At 40.7% G+C, this 22612-nt stretch carries 23 protein-coding genes; 15 read left to right on the top strand and 8 right to left on the bottom strand.

What is annotated here, in order from left to right:
- The 3 genes from hemF to FAZ15_RS16425 are packed head-to-tail and all read left to right on the top strand — an operon-like array spanning window position 1 to window position 3440.
- Window positions 1–900: an oxygen-dependent coproporphyrinogen oxidase gene (gene hemF / locus FAZ15_RS16435; RefSeq protein WP_136902413.1), complete on the top strand. Its 900-nt coding sequence runs from the start codon at window positions 1–3 to the stop codon at window positions 898–900.
- Between the two features lie 16 nt (window positions 901–916).
- Window positions 917–2170, top strand: coding sequence for a M16 family metallopeptidase (locus FAZ15_RS16430; protein ID WP_136902412.1), 1254 nt, complete (start codon window positions 917–919; stop codon window positions 2168–2170).
- Window positions 2160–3440 carry a M16 family metallopeptidase gene (locus tag FAZ15_RS16425; RefSeq protein ID WP_136902411.1) on the top strand — a complete coding sequence of 427 codons (1281 nt, stop codon included), beginning with the start codon at window positions 2160–2162 and terminating at the stop codon, window positions 3438–3440. Before FAZ15_RS16430 ends, FAZ15_RS16425 begins: the two co-directional genes overlap by 11 nt.
- On the opposite strand, the gene FAZ15_RS16420 is transcribed toward FAZ15_RS16425, so the two are convergent.
- Window positions 3437–4792: an exonuclease domain-containing protein gene (locus tag FAZ15_RS16420; protein WP_136902410.1), complete on the bottom strand. Its 1356-nt coding sequence runs from the start codon at window positions 4790–4792 to the stop codon at window positions 3437–3439. The two genes, FAZ15_RS16425 and FAZ15_RS16420, sit on opposite strands and share 4 nt — an antisense overlap.
- Before the next feature lie 86 nt (window positions 4793–4878).
- On the opposite strand from FAZ15_RS16420, the gene FAZ15_RS16415 reads away from it, so the two are divergent.
- On the top strand, window positions 4879–5955 hold the full coding sequence (locus tag FAZ15_RS16415) for an SGNH/GDSL hydrolase family protein (protein WP_136902409.1): 1077 nt from the start codon (window positions 4879–4881) through the stop codon (window positions 5953–5955).
- A gap of 20 nt (window positions 5956–5975) precedes the next feature.
- Here the strand turns inward: FAZ15_RS16415 and FAZ15_RS16410 are convergent, their stop codons facing one another.
- From FAZ15_RS16410 to FAZ15_RS16400, 3 genes are read right to left on the bottom strand one after another with little or no spacing between them, the layout of a single operon-like run.
- Window positions 5976–6707, bottom strand: a complete 732-nt coding sequence (locus FAZ15_RS16410; protein ID WP_136902408.1) for a tRNA threonylcarbamoyladenosine dehydratase — start codon at window positions 6705–6707, stop codon at window positions 5976–5978.
- A gap of 2 nt (window positions 6708–6709) precedes the next feature.
- Window positions 6710–7366, bottom strand: a complete 657-nt coding sequence (locus FAZ15_RS16405) for a TatD family hydrolase (protein WP_136902407.1) — start codon at window positions 7364–7366, stop codon at window positions 6710–6712.
- 22 nt (window positions 7367–7388) lie between these two features.
- A complete protein-coding gene (locus tag FAZ15_RS16400) occupies window positions 7389–8387 on the bottom strand; it encodes a 2-hydroxyacid dehydrogenase (RefSeq protein ID WP_136902406.1) in 999 nt (332 codons plus the stop codon).
- 145 nt (window positions 8388–8532) lie between these two features.
- On the opposite strand from FAZ15_RS16400, the gene FAZ15_RS16395 reads away from it, so the two are divergent.
- Window positions 8533–9018: a glutathione peroxidase gene (locus FAZ15_RS16395; protein ID WP_136821859.1), complete on the top strand. Its 486-nt coding sequence runs from the start codon at window positions 8533–8535 to the stop codon at window positions 9016–9018.
- Window positions 9019–9089: 71 nt separating this feature from the next.
- Here FAZ15_RS16395 and FAZ15_RS16390 read toward each other — a convergent pair whose 3' ends face one another.
- The 3 genes from FAZ15_RS16390 to FAZ15_RS16380 all read right to left on the bottom strand — a co-directional run bounded on the left by FAZ15_RS16390 (window position 9090) and on the right by FAZ15_RS16380 (window position 10622).
- Window positions 9090–9506, bottom strand: coding sequence for a nuclear transport factor 2 family protein (locus FAZ15_RS16390; protein ID WP_202912432.1), 417 nt, complete (start codon window positions 9504–9506; stop codon window positions 9090–9092).
- 100 nt (window positions 9507–9606) lie between these two features.
- Window positions 9607–10095 carry a DUF6157 family protein gene (locus tag FAZ15_RS16385; RefSeq protein ID WP_238387284.1) on the bottom strand — a complete coding sequence of 163 codons (489 nt, stop codon included), beginning with the start codon at window positions 10093–10095 and terminating at the stop codon, window positions 9607–9609.
- 35 nt (window positions 10096–10130) lie between these two features.
- Entirely contained in the window at window positions 10131–10622 is a 492-nt protein-coding gene (locus tag FAZ15_RS16380) for a hypothetical protein (RefSeq protein ID WP_136902404.1), read from the bottom strand.
- Window positions 10623–10959: 337 nt separating this feature from the next.
- Between FAZ15_RS16380 and FAZ15_RS16375 the strand changes: the two genes are divergently transcribed.
- The 8 genes from FAZ15_RS16375 (at window position 10960) to FAZ15_RS16340 (ending at window position 17452) form a co-directional block, all read left to right on the top strand.
- A complete protein-coding gene (locus FAZ15_RS16375) occupies window positions 10960–11553 on the top strand; it encodes a YceI family protein (protein WP_136902403.1) in 594 nt (197 codons plus the stop codon).
- A 27-nt stretch (window positions 11554–11580) separates the two neighbouring features.
- Window positions 11581–12969: a hypothetical protein gene (locus FAZ15_RS16370; protein WP_136902402.1), complete on the top strand. Its 1389-nt coding sequence runs from the start codon at window positions 11581–11583 to the stop codon at window positions 12967–12969.
- A 291-nt stretch (window positions 12970–13260) separates the two neighbouring features.
- On the top strand, window positions 13261–13848 hold the full coding sequence (locus tag FAZ15_RS16365; protein ID WP_136902401.1) for a YceI family protein: 588 nt from the start codon (window positions 13261–13263) through the stop codon (window positions 13846–13848).
- 44 nt (window positions 13849–13892) lie between these two features.
- Window positions 13893–14288, top strand: coding sequence for a c-type cytochrome (locus tag FAZ15_RS16360; RefSeq protein ID WP_136902400.1), 396 nt, complete (start codon window positions 13893–13895; stop codon window positions 14286–14288).
- A gap of 85 nt (window positions 14289–14373) precedes the next feature.
- Complete coding sequence (locus tag FAZ15_RS16355; protein WP_202912431.1) at window positions 14374–15429, top strand: Gfo/Idh/MocA family protein; 1056 nt, start codon at window positions 14374–14376, stop codon at window positions 15427–15429.
- Between the two features lie 41 nt (window positions 15430–15470).
- Entirely contained in the window at window positions 15471–16211 is a 741-nt protein-coding gene (locus FAZ15_RS16350) for a hypothetical protein (RefSeq protein ID WP_136902398.1), read from the top strand.
- Window positions 16204–16689 carry a hypothetical protein gene (locus FAZ15_RS16345; RefSeq protein ID WP_136902397.1) on the top strand — a complete coding sequence of 162 codons (486 nt, stop codon included), beginning with the start codon at window positions 16204–16206 and terminating at the stop codon, window positions 16687–16689. Before FAZ15_RS16350 ends, FAZ15_RS16345 begins: the two co-directional genes overlap by 8 nt.
- Before the next feature lie 220 nt (window positions 16690–16909).
- Complete coding sequence (locus FAZ15_RS16340; protein ID WP_136902396.1) at window positions 16910–17452, top strand: hypothetical protein; 543 nt, start codon at window positions 16910–16912, stop codon at window positions 17450–17452.
- 328 nt (window positions 17453–17780) lie between these two features.
- Here FAZ15_RS16340 and FAZ15_RS23010 read toward each other — a convergent pair whose 3' ends face one another.
- On the bottom strand, window positions 17781–17909 hold the full coding sequence (locus tag FAZ15_RS23010) for a hypothetical protein (protein ID WP_262709313.1): 129 nt from the start codon (window positions 17907–17909) through the stop codon (window positions 17781–17783).
- Window positions 17910–18530: 621 nt separating this feature from the next.
- Between FAZ15_RS23010 and FAZ15_RS16335 the strand changes: the two genes are divergently transcribed.
- Both FAZ15_RS16335 and FAZ15_RS16330 read left to right on the top strand, forming a co-directional pair.
- On the top strand, window positions 18531–22151 hold the full coding sequence (locus FAZ15_RS16335) for an RHS repeat domain-containing protein (RefSeq protein WP_136902395.1): 3621 nt from the start codon (window positions 18531–18533) through the stop codon (window positions 22149–22151).
- A gap of 29 nt (window positions 22152–22180) precedes the next feature.
- On the top strand, window positions 22181–22591 hold the full coding sequence (locus tag FAZ15_RS16330; protein ID WP_136902394.1) for a hypothetical protein: 411 nt from the start codon (window positions 22181–22183) through the stop codon (window positions 22589–22591).
- Window positions 22592–22612: the final 21 nt, after the last annotated feature.

Here is a 22612-nt window from a genome sequence, read left to right as displayed (position 1 = left end):
ATGGTTTCAAAAGAACATATAGCAGATACCTACAAGACTATACAGGATGAGATTACGCAAGCGTTGGAAAAGTTGGATGGTGGCGCAAAATTTCAAGAAGAAATATGGGAACGTGATGGTGGAGGCGGTGGTCGCACGCGGATCATGCAAAATGGAAATATCATTGAAAAGGGAGGCGTCAATTTTTCAGCAGTACACGGTAAACTGCCTGCAGTGATTAAGAAAGCCTTCGGAGTAGATGAAGATGAATTCTTCGCCACAGGAGTTTCCATCGTTATTCATCCCAATAACCCGCATGTTCCGATAATCCATATGAACATCCGATATTTTGAACTAAATAAACAGACGAGGTGGTTTGGTGGAGGTATAGATTTGACACCACATTATGTAGTGAAGGAAGACGCCCGTTTTTTTCATCAACAGCTTAAAACAGTTTGCGATAAACATCATCCTGATTTTTATTCCGATTTTAAAACCTGGGCCGACAATTATTTTTTCATCAAACATCGGGATGAAACACGGGGAATAGGCGGTGTTTTTTATGATAAATTGACACCCGAAAAGACCGGTTTGACCTTTGAGCAGATTTTTGTTTTTTCGTGTGATTTAGGTCGTATATTTGCACCTACTTATATAGACCTGGTAAATAAACATCGTACACGTGCTTTCAGTCAACACGAAAAGGATTGGCAGTTGCTACGTCGCGGTCGTTATGTCGAATTCAATTTAGTATACGACTCCGGGACTAAATTTGGTTTAGAAACAAATGGCCGCATTGAATCTATATTGATGAGTTTACCAGCACAGGCGAATTGGGTTTATGATTTTAAAGCCGAACCAGGGTCGGCAGAACAAGACACTTTAGATTTATTAAAAAAAGATATCAATTGGGTGAACTAATTCACACATACATTAGATGGTAAATTTCAACAGATTTAAATTAGATAACGGCCTCAACGTATTGGTACATGAAGACCATACTACAGCCATGGCAGTTGTCAACATTTTATACAACGTAGGTGCTCGCGACGAGTCTCCAGAACAAACCGGATTTGCTCACCTTTTCGAACACTTGATGTTCGGTGGGTCGGCTCACATTCCGGATTACGATAGTCCTTTGCAACAAGTCGGAGGCGAGAATAATGCCTTCACCAGCAATGATATTACAAACTACTATTTGACGTTACCGGCTAATAATCTGGAAACTGCTTTTTGGTTGGAAAGCGACCGGATGTTAAGTTTAGCATTTAGTGAACAAAGTTTGGAAGTACAACGGCAGGTGGTTTCCGAGGAATTCAAACAGCGTTACCTTAACCAGCCGTACGGCGATATGTGGCTGCGATTAAGGCCGCTAGCCTACAAAGTGCACCCCTATCGTTGGGCCACTATTGGTAAAGAGTTAAAGCATATTGAGGATGCGAGAATCGAAGATGTTAAAGCATTTTTTAATAAATTTTATACACCAAGAAACGCCATTATGGTCGTGGCCGGAAATGTGCATTTCGATCAAGTTAGATTATTAACTGAAAAATGGTTTGGAAATATTCCCACAGGTACCCCGTACCATCGGAATCTTCCGCAAGAGCCCGAACAAGTGGAAGCTAGAAGGGAAGAAGTAGAAGCTGATGTGCCCGTAGATAGCCTATATATCGCATTTCATGGTCCAGGGAGATTGTCCGAGGACTATCAGACCGTGGATTTAATGTCCGATATTCTTTCTAGAGGAGCCTCTTCTCGTCTATATCGCTCGTTGATAAAAGAAAAGCAATTGTTTAGCGAGGTGAATGCGTATGTGATGGGAAGTATCGACGACAATCTTTTTATCGTAGAAGGTAAACCATCGGCCAACGTCTCCCTTTCTGAAGCGGAAGCTGCCTTATGGGAGGCATTGGAGAAACTGAAAACGGAAGAGGTAGAAGATAAGGAATTGGAAAAAGTAAAAAATAAGATTGAATCCACTATGCTTTTTGCTGAGTTGTCAATTTTAGATAAGGCGATGAATCTGGCATATTACGAATTATTGGGAGATGCGGAGGATTACAACAAAGAAGTCAGTAAATATTTGTCCGTGACCAAGGAGGATATCCGAAAAATAGCAAATCAACTTTTTAGAAAAGAAAACTCGTCAACATTGATATATCACGCGAAAGGAGGGCAACATGCTGAATAGATTTGCTGCTCCCGAATTCCAGACCATTAAGGACCTTACATTAGTGCATCCCGAGTCTATCAATTACACCAATGGATTAAAAGCTTTTGTTTTTCAGGCAGCAGAACTTGATTTAATAAAATTTGAGTTTGTATTTGACAACGTGTTTGATGATGCTGAAAACCCACTGTTAAACACGGTACTTTGTTCGATGCTCAAAGAAGGTACAAATACTTATACCAGTGCCGAGCTCGCAGAACATATTGATTTTTACGGCGCCTATTTAATGCCCGAATACAGCTTTGACCATACCGCTCTGACGTTATACACGATGCATAAGTATGTGGATAAAGTGTTGCCCTTGGTCAAAGATATTTTAACGAATAGCATCATTCCGCAGAAAGAGCTGGATACCTATATTCGTAATAACAAGCAGTCTTTACTGATTTCATTGCAGAAGAACGACTTTGTAGCTCGGCGCTTATTCTATCAGCATGTATTTGGTCCTACACGGTACGGAGTAGTTCCAACGCCAGAGGCTTACGATGCCATTGGTCGGGAAGTGCTTTTGGAACTCTATTATAAACAGTTCCGGCCGAGTAATTGCACACTCTTTATTGCCGGAAACGTAGGTGATGCGGTACTTGGATTGGTTGAAGATTTGTTTTCGGACAGCTGGGGCGCATCATCTGGATCTGTACATCCGCATCCCTTCCAGCTGGTACTACCAGAAGGTAAGCTTATTTTGGAATCAAAAGCAGAAGCCATACAATCTGCTATTCGCATGGGCGGATTAATGGTAAATAGAACGCACGCAGATTTTCCTGCAGTCCAATTCGTTAATACCTTATTGGGTGGTTTCTTTGGTTCCCGTTTGATGGCAAATATCCGTGAGGATAAAGGCTATACCTATAGCATTGGTTCAGCAGTGGGAAATTTGAAATATGGAGGTTTCTTTACCATCGCTTCTGAAGTGGGCACAGCAGTAACAAAAGCTACCTTGGCCGAGATTGAAAATGAATTCGAGAATCTTCAACAACGTCAACCTTCGGTAAAGGAAGTGGAGCTGGTGCGTAACTACTTGTTGGGTGTCATGTTGGGGTCACTGGAAAGTATATTTTCGCACGTCGATAAGTTTAAGGCAGTTTATTTTTCAGGATTGGATTTAAGTTATTACAGCTACTATAATAAGGTAATACAAGAAATAACCCCGGCTAACGTACAGGATATTGCTATACGCTATTTTGACTATTCCAAATTGGTGAAAATTGTCGTAGGTAAAATAGACTAGCTCATTTTAGAGATTACCTTACCCGGAAATCTTTCGGCATATTGCAGAACAAGGCTTGTCATGTAATAGTTACTTGTGCAGCGGTCTTGTTCTGCTATTAAATCTTCCAATTGTGCAGCCTGATTTGAAGCGTCAATAAAACCAAAAGCATGCAGGGTATTGTCTTTATAATAGACGTAAGACTTTTCATCCAGATGTCGCCCCTGATCCATTAATAGAAACGTGCTTTTTTTTCCATTAACGTAGTCAATTGCCTGCTGTACCCTGTCATTGTATTCTTCTACAAAAGGCAAATCATCATAGGCTACTTTGTGCTTTATTTCAGCGGCCGTCGAATAAAAAGAACATATTTTGGTGTCGAGGTTGAACCGTTCTATAAGCTGCAAAAGGAGTTGGTTTGCATCAGAAGCTCTTTCGAAATATTGAACAGCTGCTGCGTTTTTACTGAATTTGGATACCAATAGACGAAGATATCCTTTCTGGTCTTCATACTGCATCAAGCAAAATTTAGGTTCATACTTTTTCAGTGCGCTGTTATGTGGAGGCCAGTGCTTCTTTATCATCTGGCATTCCATGAGTAAGGCCATGAGTTCCGTTCCGCTTTCTTCGAAGTCTATCGAACAGATCTCATTGATAAAAGCCTGTCGTCTTAAGGTGCCGTTATTGCCTGTAAAATGGCTCAGCACACGCTTCTTAATATTGATAGCCTTGCCCACATAAACGATTTTTCCCTGTTTATCCCGAAAGATATATATACCTGCCGATTCGGGTAGTTTTAAAAAATCCTCCTCATTGATATGTGTCGGAAGACGATGTTCTTTTGTTTTTTTGAGAGTAGATAAAATGAGTCCTTCTTTATCCTCGCGTAATAATTTTTCGAACAAAATCACTGTTGCCTGTGCATCACCTAGGGCTCTGTGTCGGTCCTGTATATCGATTCCGAGATTTTGACACAATTTGCCCAAGCTATACGAGGCTAGATTAGGGATTATCTTGCGGGCAAGCCTAACCGTACACAATTTAGGCGCTTTCCAGTTGAATCCTGCTAATTTGAGTTCCTGAAAAATAAAAGAATAGTCGAAATTGACATTATGGGCCACAAAAATACGCTTCTCCAGTAATTCCAATATTCTAGGTGCGAGTTCATGAAAAGAAGGTGCATTTTTGACCATTTCATCACTTATTCCGGTCAATACCTGGATATGGTAGGGGATAGGTTGATGTGGATTTACTAAGGTCTGGAACTTTTCAATCACATGCTGTCCATTATGAACAAGGATCGCTATTTCCGTAATCCCATTCCCTCCCGCATACGACCCCGTAGTTTCTATATCGACAATAGCATATTCCATGGATACAAACTTACTAAATATTTTAGTGTTTTGTTAATTTCAAAATCTATTTAACTGAATTATTTCTTTTTTTATATCTTCAACTTATGAAGAATCTATTTATCTATCTGTTAGCATTTGTCAGTTGTCTCTCCGTCGTTTATGCGCAAAAGAAAAATGTAGTATATCAAGAATTGCCTGTTTATGGGAAGCTCTTTGATACACCTTCCAAATATCATCGTGTCGATACCGCAAAATATAAAGATTTACCTGCTCGTGTCAAGTATTTATATACGAATAGTGCTGGGTTATTTGTAACGTTTCGATCCAATTCTTCATCCATACATGCCAAATGGTGTGTAACAGATACTAAGGTGTCGTTCAATCTTACATCGATTGCCCAAAAAGGATTGGATGTATACATCAAAAATGTTGATGGTAAATGGCAATATGCTGGTTCAAAAGGAACCGTTATAACATGTGACGAAAGTATTTTGACAGATAACCTGGACCAAACAGAAAAAGAATTCCTGATATACTTACCCTTATACGATGAAACCAAATCGCTGGAAATAGGAATAGAGGAGGGAGCGACTTTCCAACCGCTATCCAATCCTTTTCAAAAGAATATTGCCGTATACGGTTCGAGTATTGTTCAAGGTGCATCTGCAGGAAGACCGGGTATGGCCTATACAGCAATATTGTCCCGGCGCACAGGCTTGAATTTTATTAATCTCGGGGTAAGTGGTAGCGCTAAGATGGAGCAAGAGGTCGCGCATATGTTAGCAGCCGGTACACCCGATGTATTCATCTTAGACTGCGTACCCAATTCCTCGCCAGAAATTGTTTCAGAACGCACCCAATATTTTGTGGCGTACCTTCGTGCAAATCATCCCAATACACCGATTATCATGATCCCTTCCGTAGTGAGGGAATTAAGTTACTTTAACCAAGTTTGGAACAAACGGAATACGGAGCAGAATGTACAGTTTAAGAAAGAATACGAAGCCCTAGTCGCGAAAGGCATTAAACATCTGTATTATCTGGATAGCAATACGCTACTGGGAACGGACCACGAAGGTACCACCGATGGAACACATCCCAACGATTTGGGATTTATGCGGATGGCCGATCAGATACAACCTTTCGTACTAGAGATCATGCATAAGCATAATTTGCTCTAGGATTACGCTACGCGATAAGATTATTCTATTTTTTTATCAATCAGCTCGCGGATGGCTACCGAAGCTATTGCACCTCCAAACGCTGCCGGAAGGTAGGACATGGTACCGTATGCCGATTTTTTGTAATTACTTCCATCCGTATAGAGTAAGGAAGATTTATCGGGTAATTCGGTTGAAAATGCCACTTTTACCCCTTCACGTATATCGTGTTTTTGCAATTTTTTACGAATATGGCGCGCCAGTTTACAGTTATAGGATTTACTGATATCTGCAATTTTAATTTTGGTTGGATCCACTTTACCTCCTGCTCCCATAGAACTCACGAAAGGAATTTTTTCCGCATAGGCAGATCGGATCAAAAATAATTTTGGGGTGATACTGTCTATCGCTTCAACGATATAATCCGGTTTTAATTCCAGCAGAGCGGGGATACGTTCTGGAATCACAAACTCCTCCAGTACATTCAGTTTTAATTCAGGATTGATATCCAGCAACCGTTCTTTCATAATTTGTGCTTTGGATACGCCGTGGTTGGTTGCCAAAGCCGGCAGTTGCCTATTGCGGTTGGAGGGATCTACCGTATCTCCATCGATAACGGTCATTTTACCCACTCCCGCACGACAGATGAATTCTGCTGCGAATGAACCTACACCGCCTAATCCCAATACCATTACATGCGAATTGGCTAATTTCTCTAATGCTTCGCGTCCTATCAACGCCTCTGTTCTTGATAACCAAGATAAATCTTCCATAGTTATAAATAGGAATACTTAAATACGTTTTGAAAATTCTGTGCCAGTTGATTTCTGAGTTGATCCATCGAAATTTTACGGACGGCGCAAAAATACGTATAAATATCTACTATACTAATAGATTTATCATCAGTTTCTAAGAAAATTTTCTCCAGCGGAAGGTCGCTAATTAAATTGTTTTTAGCTCCTTTCAGCATATCAGCTCCCAAACTGATTAGATAACCTTGCTTTAATACCGATTGTGCTAAGGCAATATTTTTATTAAAACCGTGGAAAATAACCGGAACGGCTACTTTTTGTTGCAGCAGTACCTGAAAGGTCTCTTGGTAGGCACGTACACAATGGAGGATCAGGGGCTTATCTACAATATTTGCCAACTGGATCTGTTGCTCAAAACACTTGATTTGCTTTTCCCACTTTGTTTTAGTGAGTTTATCCAACCCACATTCGCCAATAGCAAGCACGTTTTCTCTTGCTGCATAGGTTTCCAATGCGTTGTATTGTTTGTCAAAATCGATATCAATATGCCAGGGGTGTATGCCTACAGAGCATATAGCGGAAGGGAAATAATCTTTGCCGACTATACAGTTTTGCAGGGACAATACGTCATGTTGTTCATTCCTACAATGTGTATGGATATCTATATATGGGGTATGCATATTGTAACGATAAAAGCTACAGTTATGTGAGCATGGAAGGAGCGTTATCAGCCATTTGCCCCGTGCTGATTTTAGCAATATTTTCCAACGTTACTTCTGCAATTTCTTTCAGGGCTTCTTCCGTAAAGAATGCTTGATGCGCAGTAATAAGTACATTTGGAAAGCTCATTAATCGTTGAATATTATCGTCTAGGATGATATTGGTAGAGAGGTCTTTAAAAAACAGCATTTCCTCTTGTTCGTACACATCAATACAAAGTGCGCCTATCCGCTTCGTTTTCAATCCTTCGATAATATCCACTGTGTTAATTAAACCACCGCGGCTCGTATTTATGAGCACAACACCCGGTTTCATCAGGTTAATCGTCTGTTGATTGATTAGATAATGATTTTCTGGTGTTAATGGACAGTGTAATGAAAGAATGTCGGCCTCCTCCAATACATGTTCTAACGAGGTGTACTGTACGCCTTGTTCAATGAGGCTATTGTCGGGATAAATGTCATACGCCCATATTTTACAGCCAAAGCCCAGCATGATCTTCACAAAAGCCTTGCCTATTTTGCCAGTTCCGATTACACCTACCGTTTTTCCGTTCAAATTAAAACCCAACAAACCGTTGAGTGAAAAATTCTGTTCCCGCACACGGTTATAGGCTTTATGTGTTTTTCTGTTCACGGTAAGTAGCATCGCCACGGTATGTTCCGCAACTGCTTCCGGAGAATAGGCCGGAACCCGACATACCGCAATTCCATATCTTTTGGCAGCTTCAATATCTACATTGTTAAATCCTGCACATCGCAGTGCAATAATCTTTACGCCATTAGTTGATAATGTCTCTATTACTTCTACATTTAATTTATCATTCACAAATACACATACGGCATCGGTATTTTTTACCGCATTGGCAATATGTGGTCCCAGATGCGTATCATAATAGTCGATCGTGAAGTCGTGACTTTTGTTAAGACGATCGAAAAATATTTTGTCGTACGGTTGGGCAGAGAAGAAAGCAATTTTCATGGTGTATATCTATAACAGTATTATTTTTATCAGATCGACTTTTATCAGATTGATTTAAATATACAGAATTAATCCATAAGCTAACTGTGTTAAGATCGTTAATACAAAGTATTTTATCTAAATTTAACAAAAATACAATCAGAATATGCCCAGTAAATTTCATCAATTAAGTGCGAAATCGCCGCAAGGCGTACCTATATCAATGGAGGATTTTGACGGAAAGGTGCTGTTGATCGTAAATACAGCAACTAAATGTGGCCTAGCTCCTCAGTTTGATGGCTTGGAAGTGCTGCATCAAAAGTATAAAGATAAGGGATTGGTCATATTGGGCTTTCCTTCGGATCAGTTTGCCGGGCAGGAACCTGAAACAAATGAATCCATGGAGCAGACCTGCAAGGTGAACCATGGCGTAACATTTCAACTCATGGAAAAATGTCATGTAAACGGATCGACTACCCATCCTGTATTTGAGTTTCTAAAGAAAGAACTTGGTGGTTTTTTCGGAAGTCGGATTAAATGGAATTTTACTAAATTCTTAGTGGACAAAAATGGAATCCCTTTCAAACGTTACGCACCGATTACAAAACCCCAAGATATAGAAAAAGACATTATCTACCTTCTTCAATCATAAAAAAGTTATGGCGGTTTTTAACCGCCTTATTCTTCCATTTAACGTGTTATTGGTGGGCGTTCTTACCCGTACTAAGGTAATTTGAATGCCTGACGTGCCAATAATTGCCATTGATTGTTGGTTTTTACCCAAGTCAATACAATCCCCAATTTTATATTTGCCTGGCCTTTTCCCGGATCGTTTGTGGTAGCACTTAAGGTATGACGTACGATAGCCGTTTTGTCTACTATCTGAATGGTCTGTTCTGTAAGTTGGATATCTTCAAATACAGAAGCACCAGAAACAAAAGTCTGCACGAAATCAGCCTTTGTTTCCATTTTTCCGCTGGAATGACCATAGGAGAGGTGGTTCGACGCCAATCTGTTCAATGTAGTGCCGTCGGCTTTAAGCATGGCCTGTGTCAATTCGTCCACCGTCTTTTCGACTTCCTTCACGAGTTTATCCTGCGCCGACGCATTATAAACCACAGTTGTAAAAATTAAACTCATTACGACCAACGATATCTTTTTGTTTAGCATGATTTGATGATATATGTTCAATCTCAAACTTAGTGAATTTGCAGCCTTTTTACAAGTGGTAATTTAATAATTATCTGCTTGATTTCATCGCTTTTACCACTTTCAGATTCGCGTCCTCCGCTAGATTTCGATATGAATCGCTCCCGACGCTATATATCGCCATATTCCCGTCTTTATCACAGTGAATCCCCCAACCGTAACGTTTTGTTAACGGGGAGGCACGGAAGCACGCCTGGCCTTTTGAGAAAAATTTTTCTTTTGCCTCTGGGAGTTCACTTTCTATTAGGTTGTTCCGCTCGACAAATACCTGAAATAATACGTCGTCAGAAGTATAAGCATAGGGATTTTTACTGATCATCTCAAACTGTAGGTTTGCTACGGTCTTGGTATCCCCTTTTGTAGGAGGCACTATCCCGGCTGGTGCGGGGCAGTCGTCTGCGACCACTATAAATGTATTGGTGTAATTTGTAGTATGGGTTTTCATCTGAATAAATTGTTCTTTAAAGGTGATGAAGCTATCAGGTTTATTCATCCCCTTATGTGGTTTGAATAAAACCATGATGGTTTCATAAAGATGTCCTTTTTTGATAGACGTTATTCCATTGGCACTTTTCTGTTTTCAAAATATTTACGGGTATATGTCCCAGGGATAGCATGGTCACCCTCCTTAAAATCAAAATTAACGAATTTAATCCCGTTCAATTCGGTTAGCGTATATGTCGATATGGCCATAAAGCTATTCGCTCCTGTTGTACCCATCTCCTGTGTTAAATAGGTGGAACTATCCATTTTTACGTATATCGTATCAACAGATAGTTTTACAAAATCTAATTTTAAGTTACCCCCATTTTCAGCATTCAATAAGTTGATCAGATCCCGAGGGTTTAACGAATCATTCGGAATCGACCGGTTTTTTATCGCAACGTCTTGGTCATAGTCGTAGATCCAGATCGGAGAAGGTGTCATAGTGGAAAATTTGTCGCTCTCTTTTTCAAGTGTCTCTGTTGCGTTTTCCTCTGTTTTGGTGGTACGGTTACATGATGAGATCACGGTATACAAGAGTATGATAATCAAAAAACGGTTCATATGTTATTCTATTTATGGGTTTTTCTATACTAATATATAAATGAATTATAAGACAGGTTGTTTTAATTTTTTTTTAATACCGGATGTAATACGCTGTTGATGGTTTGTAATTTCGACTGATAATTGTGCCTTGCGTCATTATCTCCCATACGTGTTCTTATTTTTTTATTTTAATACACTGATAATTAGTGTTTTGGGTATAATGTTTGTCCCCGGCCAAAGGTCAGGAAGATTATATTTTGACCTGTCTTGCCGCACGAGGGAATCTGTTCATCCTACCTACTTTTGATTAAACGAAAGACATAACAATAATTTAATAATTATCAATAAGAAGCATATGAACACACCACGATTTAAAACAAAAAATTCCCTACTTGGCGCTTTACTTTTTGTAGGCCTATTGTCCATTACGACTTCATTCGGACAAACCAAATATACCGGAAATAGTGGTAACGTCACCATCGATGGTACCTCTACACTTCACGATTGGAACATGAAATCGGCCAGCGGACACACTAGTGTAACCATGACATTAAAAGATGGTCAGATCACAGATGTTTCTGCATTGAGCTTTACCGTAGAGGCAACAAGTCTAAAAAGTAATAAGTCAGGATTGGATAAAAATGCCTACAAAGCATTGAATACATCCGCAAATAAGAATATAACGTATAAAGCTACATCGGGTACGGTTAGCAAATCCGGGGGTAACTATATCATCAAAACCAATGGTACGTTGACGATAGGAACAACATCAAAACCGTTAGCCTTGTCATCTACAGCTACCGTAAATTCGGATAATTCCGTATCAGTGAAGGGAGGGGCTACCTTCAATATGTCAAATTATGGCGTTACCCCACCGACAGTGATGATGGGTACCATCAAAACGGGAGATGAAATTACCATTACATACGATACAAAATTGAAAAACTAAATCTTGTTAACAATAAAATATATTATTATGAAATTTACAAAATTACTATCCCTATGCGCCCTTTCCATGCTACTAAATCCGCTTGCGGGTCTAGCACAAGAAGAGAAAGAAGTTGATAAATTTATGACCTTTGGAGAACCTTCGTTTTTCAGGCCATATGACAAAAAAGGTATCCACGTATTTGAAACAACAAAGGATGACTACTATAAACCCTACACCGGTAGAAAACTTAATTTGGGTGCAGGTTTTACCATGCAGTTCCAATCCTTGAAAAATGAGAATCCAGGAGCCTTGAATAGCGGCCCTACAGAGGTAAATGCATTAGCTCCATTGAAACCGGGCTTTATGACCTCTCAGGCCAATTTATATATCGACGTACAACTGGCCGATGGTATCCGAATGAACCTCACAAACTATTTGTCGTCACGTCACCACAATGAGTTTTACGTAAAAGGAGGATATCTTCAAGTTGATAAGATTCCCTTTATAGAAAGTGATCTGCTGGATAATCTGATGCGGTATACCACCATTAAGGTAGGGCATATGGAAATCAACTATGGTGACGCGCACTTCCGTAGGCCTGATGGCGGACATACATCCTATTCCCCCTTTATGGAAGGCAATATCATGGATGCTTTCGCTACCGAGATGGCTGCTGAGGTCTACCTACAGCACAACGGTTTATTTGGTATGGTAGGTTTGTCCAATGGTATGATCAAAGGTAGCGTAGACTCCCTGGCTCCCAATGCAGATGAAACCGATAAACGCAATCCTTCCGTTTATTTTAAAGGAGGTTTCGACAAGCAAATAAATGATATTACACGTGTGCGCCTATCAGGAAGCTGGTACCATAATTCCGGAACAAACGGGACAGGTTTAACCCTTTATGCAGGCGATCGCACAGGGTCAAACTACCAAAATGTCATGGAGCAATATTATACAGCAGCAGGCGTAGCTAAAGCAGGTACGGCGATGTTTACTTCAGGACGATTTAATCCCAATTTAAACGGTAAACTCGATGCCATAATGATTAATGCATTTGCAAAGGTTGAAGGATTTGAACTTTTCGGAACATATGAAATTGCCAGAGGTTATGCGAAAAACGAAGGACTAACGGATAACGAGGTAGAAGCACGCTCCGCTAATCAGTTTGCTATAGAGGGCATCTATCGTTTTGGAAGTTATGAGAACTTTTTCGCCGGATTAAAATATAACAAGGTACAATCAGAGTTGTACAACTATGACGAAAAGGTGAATGTCGATCGCTTTGCCGTTGGGGCGGGTTGGTTTATGACAAAGAATATCATGGTGAAAGGCGAGTACGTCAATCAGAAATACGATGATTTCAAAAATACAGACTATCGTCATAATGGCAAATTCAATGGTGTCGTATTAGAAGCGGCTATATCATTCTAGAAATAATGTGCTTAAAAGAAGCCTCATTGCGAGGAGGAAGAATGCCGACGAACCAATCTTATTTTTGCAAAAGATGAAAGATCGCCGCGTCGTGCCTCCTCGAGATGACGAGCAAGGAAGTAGTAACGTCATTGCGAGGAGGAAGAATAACAACGAAGTAATCTTATACAGCGAGTTGCAAATTTAGATCGCTTCGTTGCTCATGCCTCGCGATGACGTGTTTTGAACTTTCTGAAATTACCTCATTGATGCCGTGAAAGACGAATAATGGATCAATAAAAAAATAAACGGATGAAAAATTTAATACTCTTGGTTGTTTTTATTCTCAGTAGCTCTTTTACAGAATTTTCTACCACTAAAAAAGAGTATACCTTTAAGGTAATGAGCAATAGTTATATCATTATCAATGGCAGTTCGAATGTTAATAAATTTGGATGTAAAGTCATGAAACCGACCGAAACCAAGCCCTTAACAGCTGTCATTACCTCCGATTATAACGTTAATCTTGATGGATCTATTCGTGTAAAGGTAGACGAGTTTGACTGTGAGCATAATATCCTGAATAAAGATTTGAGAAAAACGCTGAAAGCCGAAAGCTATCCTTACATGACGATTTCGTTCAAATCATTGGATCAGATTCCTTTTACAGAAGGAGAGGATACCGTGAATGGGACCATTGTTATTGAGTTAGCGGGTACCACTAGGGCGTTCAAAATTCCCCTTTCCTTCGTCAAAAAAGGAAATATTTATCAAATGAAAGGGAGTAAATCGTTCACTTTTGCCGATTTTAAACTTTCACCACCAAAGAAGATAGCTGGACTCATTAAAGTAAAAGACGAGTTTCAGGCAGTGTTTATGCTTTCGCTCCAGAATCAATAAAAAAATATATCTTTATGATCATAAATTAATGATCATAATAGTAAATGAAATCCATCTTAGTTTGTCTATTTATATTTTCTGCTCATGTCCTTTCTGCTCAGGATAAGTCTTTGCCCAAGAGTATAGAACGTGGTAGTATTATCTATCAAGCGTCGTGTATTGGATGCCACATGGGTAAAGGAGAGGGGATAGCAGGTATCTTTCCACCTTTAGCAAAAGCCGATTACCTCAATAATACGAAGAAAACCATCCAGGCGATTAAATTTGGACTGGAAGGAGAGATCACGGTGAACGATGAAGTATATGATAACATGATGCCTTCTGCAAACTTGAGCAACCAAGAGGTAGCTGATGTAGTCAATTACATTAAAAATTCATGGGGAAATAGTTCAAAAGGAAAAACAGTTACCGCTAAAATAGTAGAAGCTGTTAAAGAATAAATTATAGTAAAGACCTTAAACAGACATTATGATAGTCACCGTCAAAAAATCACTGTTAACCGCTTTATGCTCATTACTGTTCTTTATGGCATTCGCACAATCAAAACCGACGCGTATTGGTATTGATGGACTTACGCATGCCCATGTACACGGCGCCTTACAACATATCCGAAAGGCTAATGCAGCCATTGAAATAGTTGGCATAGCAGAGCCGAATAAAGATTTAGCTAGACGGCTTGCTACGCAATATGGGTTTGATATGCATATCGTATATGATTCTGTTGAAGAGATGATTGAAAAAACAAAACCTGAGGGCGTGATGGCCTTCAATTCCATTTATCAGCATTTGAGTACGGTTAAGGCCTGTGCACCCCGAGGAATTCATGTCATGGTCGAAAAACCACTTGCGGTGAATATGAACCACGCTATAGAGATGGCAACATTAGCGAGAGCGCACAATATTTTGTTATTGACGAATTATGAAACAACCTGGTATCCTAGCAATCAGAAATTATATAATATGGTTGAAAATGATAATGCCATTGGCGCGCTGCGCAAAGTTGTCATCTGCGACGGACATGAAGGGCCGAAGGAGATAGGCTGTAACCAGGAGTTTCTCGATTGGCTGACTGATCCGGTGCAGAATGGAGGCGGTGCTGTTATCGATTTCGGTTGTTATGGTGCCAATCTCATGACATGGCTTATGAAAAACGAACGACCACTCTCCGTTTCGGCCACATTAAATCAAATTAAGCCTCACATTTATCCACATGTTGACGACGAAGCCACTATCGTGGTCAAATACCCAAAGGCACAGGCCATCATTCAGGGTTCATGGAACTGGCCATTTTCGCGCAAGGATATGGAAGCCTATGGCGTACATGGATATATAAAAGCACTGGATGGGAATAATATATCCTACCGCCTGAAAAATCAGAAAAGTGAAACACCTACGCGTCTTTCTTCAGAGTCGATCCCGTTTGACAATCCCTTTAATTATTTTTCAGCTGCCATTCATAACGAGGTAGACGTATCAGCTGAAGATCTCTCTTCTCTGGAAAATAACCTGATTGTTATTGAGATTCTTGATGCCGCGCGCGAAAGCGCAAGAACGGGTAAGGTTATAGATTTGAGTTTGTAAAATGTTTTAAACTACAAAATGGGAATGTTTAAAAGCATGTTATGAAACTTGTTAAAATATTAGTTCTAATATTATCGGTGATTCTGGTTTTCGGTTTACTCATCAGGGGAGGGTTGTGGATTGAAAAATATTTGGATGAAAAAGTATCTTACTTAAAGTCAGAAATACCGAAAGAATATATCACTGTATTAGATCTTGATTCCAGTTATATAGGAGATTCGGAAACTATATTTATAAATAATGAATCTATAATTTCATCATTTGAATATCAGAGTAAGGTCAATATAACTGCGATCAAGCTAAATATGTCACCGTCAAAACCCTTATATAAGGCTGTCGATCGTTATAATGATTTGACAAATATAGGTATAGACGGAGGGATTGTCTATTCCGGTATAGATAACCAATTGATAAAATTTAAATATAGACCAAATTATTCATCACTAAAAGTCGAGTCAATAGGAATTCATCTTCCTAAATCAAGTCTTTCCGAAGATTTAATAATAAATGACAGCATTTGTGCATATTTTATAGAAAATAGTTACGGATTCAAAATAAAACTTAACGGAAATCAATATTCTGACATTTCCGCTGAAGTAAAACCTTCGACTATTTTTGAGAAACCAGCTGGTGATAAATTATCTACTAACATGTTAATTGTATTAAAAAGGCAACATGATGTTATGTATTTATTTCTGATTCATAAAATGAACAGTAATATTGAAGAAATACCTGAAAATGAATTTGCTTCGCTTGTTAAAAAAACGCTGAAATATGAATGAGATTGCTTATGCCCGTAGAAATAGGTTTTCGTTAATCCTATTCTTTGTTTTTTCTATCATTTTTGTCGTTTCTGGGATACCCGGTATTTATAAAGAATCCGTTTTATATGGTTCGGTATATTTTCAGTCTTGGACATTTTTTAAAACTGTGTTAACTTTTGTTCCGTTTGTCTTGTTCACCATCTATATATTTTTTCTTATTCGTAGAAGGTATGTGTTGGTGTTTAACGAAAGAGGAATACTAGATCAGCGATATGTTTGGGGAAGATTATTAGTGCCTTGGGATCATGTGTTTTCAGCGGAAGTGAAGAAAGAAAGAAAATGGTATTATTTATATATAAGAATAAAAAGTAACTCGAAAGAAGGTTACGTGGAAAATACAAATCCCGTAGAAAATACCATAAAAATTCCCTTAAAGAATATAGATTGTGATTTACGAGAAATCGAGAATTATATAGCAGCAATGACAAATAAATAGAGTAATTATTTAAATAATCAGTTTTTTTTCATTGTAATGAAGGTATTAGCTGTCCTCTTGAAGATCCATGTGAAGAAATAATCTATGATTTTTGCATCTTTACTTAACGAAGATCAATTTGAAAAAATGGTCTTTAATGCTGTATTCGAACATTCGTCTACAGAAATTAAAAAGAAGAAGATTGGATCCTTGAAATTTTAGTAAAGCGAAAGCAATAATTATGAAATCAAAACAACTGAATTTTTTTATAACACCAGAAGATTATAATGAGATAGATCATTTTATAAAAGAGAAGTCGGCACTGGTATTGGTTAAGCAGTATATAGATAAACGCAACAACGGCATCCAAAAGGAATTACCAAATCTGGACGAAGAGATTTTTCAAGTTTATTTAACCAAAGAGGTTTTTTTAAAAGACATAGAGATTCTTTCCGCCGACAACGGGATTAAATACTTTGAGAATTGGTTAAGTCCTATTCTCCAGTTTAGTTTAGGCGGTTTTTATCCGTATGACAAAAATTTATTGCAACGGGGTCGGTTTTATTATGTCACTGGAGCCTATAATAGTAAAGGAGACTTTGTCTACAAAACGACTGATTTTGTACAATGGAGCGATTCTATAATTAAAGATTTTAAAAGGCTGTTTCTGAAAAAATATTCCAAAGGCGACGGTTTTTGGTATTCTGAATCAGCGATTCAATGGATAGAGGAACATGATGCTGTGCTAATCAACGGAGGGCAAGAATGGCAGGCAAAGATCTAAAAACGAATTATGAAGCTAAATTTCAGTTTATAGAAACAATGTTAAAAAGTTACGACAAATCATGCAAAATGGATATAATGTAAAGATAATACCGATATGAGTTGGAATGTTGTACTTTTTAATTTAAAGCATCAAATAAAAAGTTTATCGGAACTTGATGAAGATCAATAATGACATTGTCCACCCGAGACATAATCACGTCTGGCTTATCTGCTTCTCTTACAGATGGTCTTTGGATAACTTCGATCAACGGTGTTTTTTTTGCCACCGCAAAACTAGACAATAGGTTCCCTACTTGTGTGAAAAATCGAAACTACGAATATTATTTCTAAGGCCTCGTCGTACCAATAGACAATAACGAATAGGGATTTTTTGAGCGGAGCGAGACGCAGGTTTTCATCACCTTGGATTGGGTATAGTTGGGGTGGGGTTGGCTAGACCCTTTTTTGTTCTTCATACCAATTGCAGGTCATTCTCGGCTCTTTTTAATAGTTTAAGAGTATACACGATCTAGTTTTTTTATATCATCCCAGCTTTTAGCTGTGGTTTTCCCTTCTAGAAACTCCTGTTGAGAACGTTCGAAAACTAATAGGTTTTTTATAAAACGTTTTAATTTCTACTTATTTGAACAGAAGAAAGGAAAATTTTATATTATGAATAAATAGAACGGGAATTTGGAAAAGTTGAAAAAATCTATATATTTAAATAGGTCGCTACTGCTTTTACAATAATTATTTAGCATGCACCTTCTTATTAAACATTTTTTTCTTTTTTTTATACAAAATTGCTAGGTGTATTTGCTTTTTCATTTCTAGATTTACACTTAATAGTAGACCAAATCATTATTTAAGCCAAATGTTCCTATAACCTTTTCCTATATGTATAAAACTTTTAACAGACCATCGAGTAGGCCATGTCTAATGCCTCATACCCATAAGGGGACCGAATATGTTGCGTATAAAAATCTTGAGAGACCACAGTTGAACGGTCGAGCATATGAGAATAGCCAACATAGAACAGCTGACGTGGTCGAGGATGAGTGGCTGTGCAGTAAAACCCAATTAACCATTCTGTCCTGATGATATTAAATAAAGAAGCTCGACCTGATCTGTTTTTTTTCTCATCGGATTATGCAGTTCTACCTGCAGTCGGAAAGTTATTTTTTTGCCTTTTTAAGGCCGGTATGTCTTTTGGAAGTGGCTTCTGGACCGTGTTTATCCTGACTTGGCTCTTTACTCCCCTCGGAGGGCGGGCACAGTCCCTGAATCTAGAAGTTCGTCCGAGCGTCAATGCCCAGCAATTTATGGCGACACTGGCTAAAGGTAGCAGCAATCTTCAGACCGGACAGCCGTCGGTTACAATACCGCTTTTGGATGTAAGATCGGGCGGGATATCCATTCCGATCACAATGTCCTTCAACGGTGCGGGTGTCATCGGCGAAACGGAGGCTTCCCATATAGGCCTTGGATGGTCCCTTATGGCGGGAGGGGCTTTACTACGTAGCATTCGGGGGACGGACGATACGCAGAGGCATCCTTCTTCTAGTTTAGCGTGGCATTATGACCAAAATTATATAGCCGACAAATGGTATGAGCAGGAGAGCAATACATTTTCCAGTAATAAGTTTGTTGATGCCATGGGGTTGGTCAGTTCCGATCCAGAGCCGGATGATTATACCTATTCGTTCATGGGCTACAGCGGTGATATATGCTTTTATGATCCTCCAAATGGTCCATCTAGTACGACACTGTATCCGGACAGATCCTTTAGGCTCGAAAAGACGTCGTCAGGTTATAAGATTTACGGGGCAGATGCCACAGTGTACTACTTTGAATCTGAGGAGCGTAAATCGGATTACACGATAGCCTGGTTTCTTACACGTATCAGCGGACAAAATGGTTCGAATGTATATTTCAGTTATGAATCTGAATCATGTTATGATCTTTCACAGACCGTTCTCTCAACCTATATGGTGCAGTATTCCAAACGTCTGACCCGAATAGACTACGAAGACGGATATATCTTGTTTACTGCGGGTGATAGGGCAGATATGCCGAGCACGCCCATTAGTGGAATAGATGCCACCAAAAGTATAACACATATTTCCCAATACGACAGCAGGGATTCTCTTGTGAGGGGGTTCGAAATGCTGTATCAGGATGGTTATTTTACCAACGAAGTGACGGATAGTTACGGAGGGGGAGAATCGTATGCTAATTATAGGCTCAGACTCTCTGGTGTTAGGGAATTCGGGCCTGGGGGCTCCTCTTTACCGCCATACCGTTTTGGATACGACTACAGTTTTTTCCTATCCAAGCGTTCCTATATAAGCGATCCGTTCAATACCATCCGTACCGGTGCTTGGGCGCATAATCCGACACTGGTGGCGATGAGCGATAGAGGTGTGCACGGTGAGCACAGCCCCTGGGTCGTTTATAACTACGTGGATTCATATCCCGAAGGCTATTATATTCCCAGTATCAGAGGATGGTCAGCCTCTTTCGATTTGTTTTCCAGTTCCGTCCGGGACTATCTGTGCCTAACTTCCATACAGTATCCTGCCGGTGGCCGTGAGGAAATGGTCTACGAACGCCACAGCTATGGTAATATAAACAATTCGCAGGATACGGTGGGTTCTTCCGCTTATGTAGATCAGCGTGACCGCCTGACGGGGAAGCGTCTCAAGAGCCGTACGGTACAGGATGGACTGGGGTTCACGTACTACGCGTACAGGTACCATCTCCATGGGCCGGATTATGAACAGCTGCTGTACCATCAGTCTCCTGTCTCCAGTGGGGTTCTAATTAACCCTACCATATATACGACGGCGCAGTACGAGTCTGCCTATGACCATAGCAGGCCACGCCTGCGTGCGGTTCCCCACAGCACAAAGAGACCGCAGAACAGCTTTATGGGATCTCCGGTTTTCTATCGGGAGGTTGAGGAGGAGCGTGTTGACGAATATGGTCATGGCAGCCAGGGCAAGCGGATCTACTACTTTGAGAGTATGTATGCCATTCCACCGGTAAACTATGTGTACCGCAATTATCTGCGGGACGGTTCATATTTCTTAAGTCGAAATTCACTGACCCCGATCCCCAATACCATATATGGCAAGCAGCAGTACCTTGTAGATCCGGAGATAGATATGAGTGACCATTACATGACCTATCTTGCCTATCCACTGGGGCGTTTCATGCAGGCGCGGTTGGGATCGGACAGGCTGCTCAAAGAAGTGGTACTGAGCGGTACGGGAGAGATTGTACGGAAGACTGAGCATCGGTATTCCGAAGGAATTTCTGCCATAAAATACGGGCTTGCGGTTGTAGGTTATGATGACAATGACTACCAGGTTAGCCCTTATCCGGATTTTGAGGTGAAGCGCTATCTGATAAGTCATTCGCAAAGGCTGTTCTCTGTGCGGCAGCTGGTAGGGACCACGGTGACGGATTATCATCCTACCGGTACTTATAAAGACAGCATCAGTTATCACTATACGTTCAATAATATAGCCAGGGGCATGGGGCGTGTGGACAGTGATGGGCAGGAGACCGTTACACGGCATACCTATGCTGACGAGATTGTGTTCCATGCATCCAGTGGACTGTCGGTCGGAGCACAGGCACTGGCTCGGATGAAGGAGGTGAATATGGTCAATGTACCTGTACAGACCACGGTGCGTCGTGGTACCGACTACATAGACGGGAGCTATACGGCGTTTCGACAGCTTTCCGGAGGTATAGTAGTACCTGATTCAACCTTTCGCCTGGAGACGGAAGTCGGCACGGCAGTGGCCACTCCGAATGTAGGTACAACAGGTAACATCCACCGTAGTGCTGCGTTTACGCTGGAGTCGAGCTACCCGTCATATGACGGATATGCCAATCCGCTGACGGCGGTTGGCAGGAGCGGTGTCCCCGAAACAATTATCCGGGGCTATAACGGACGGCATCCCGTCGCACATTTCAGCAATTATACCTATGCGCAGGTGCAGGGCAACAGTGCCCTACAGGTGCAGCTGTCCCAGTTGGAGGGCTACAGGACTGTTGACGGTTCCGACCGTGCGGCTCTGGAGGCGGTCAACCAGGCTATACGGAGCAGCCTGCCTGCGGGCGTACTAGTGACTACGTATACCTACGATCCGCATGTGGGTCAGACTACCGCTTGTGATGCCCGCGGGCTGACCAGTTACTACAGCTACGATGCATTGGGACGTCTCAGCACGGTGCGGGACCATAACGGCGATATCGTCAAGCAGTACTGCTACAACTATAAAGACCAGCCGCAACCCTGTGACGGTATGCCGTTGCCCGGGGGCGGAGGGACGGTGATCTATGTTAAGATGGATCTGCTGAATCCGCAGACTTTAACCGGTGCCGGCTACGTAGTAGAGCTGGCCGATGTTATTTTCGGACTGTACTCGGATGCAGCCTGTACCCAGCCCCACTTCCTTACGGCACCGCTTACGATAACTACGGCGCTTAGGACAACGATGTTCTACAACGGGGAAAGTAGTTTTCTTGGAGAGTCATCCTCACAGATAAATTTTGCAGTGGGGAGCAGTGAGTGGGTTGGTACACAGCTGGAGCAGGGTATATATATCGAAGTAGGTACCGATCCCGTGCTGGGATCGATATATGAGGTGTATCTCACCGAATTTATTGTCCTTCCGGGAGAGGGATACGAGGTCGCCCAGTGATAAAGTCATAAATTGAAGAAATGAAAAATATGAAAAGACTCATGATAACGGCACTTGTTCTATTTACCTTTTATATAGTTAAGGCACAGCAAATATCTACTTTAGATGGACCGCGGCTGCGTCAGCTATCAGTCACTTATTCTGTGGAAATCAACAAGGCAGCAGATATCGCCGCTGCACTGGATCATAACCTAGACAGTATCCGTGCAGTGGTCGGAAAAAGGAAACTGACACCCGCCGCCAGACTGGAACTCATAAATAGGCTTGAGAACGATAGGCAGGCTGCTATCAGGGCTGTGCTTACCCTCGATCAGTATGCTGAACTGAAGGCCAGGGAAGCTGAGCTTGCCACTGAACGTAGGGCGGCAGGGGACCAGTACTTGCGGAATCAGGTACGCAAGACAAAGGAAAGGATTGTTCTGCAAGGGGAAACAAAATGAAGCGATTCACCATAACCACCT

The sequence above is a fragment of the Sphingobacterium olei genome, assembly GCF_005048855.1.
Taxonomy (GTDB): Bacteria; Bacteroidota; Bacteroidia; order Sphingobacteriales; family Sphingobacteriaceae; genus Sphingobacterium; species Sphingobacterium olei.
This window is presented reverse-complemented; position numbering and strand designations above follow the sequence as displayed.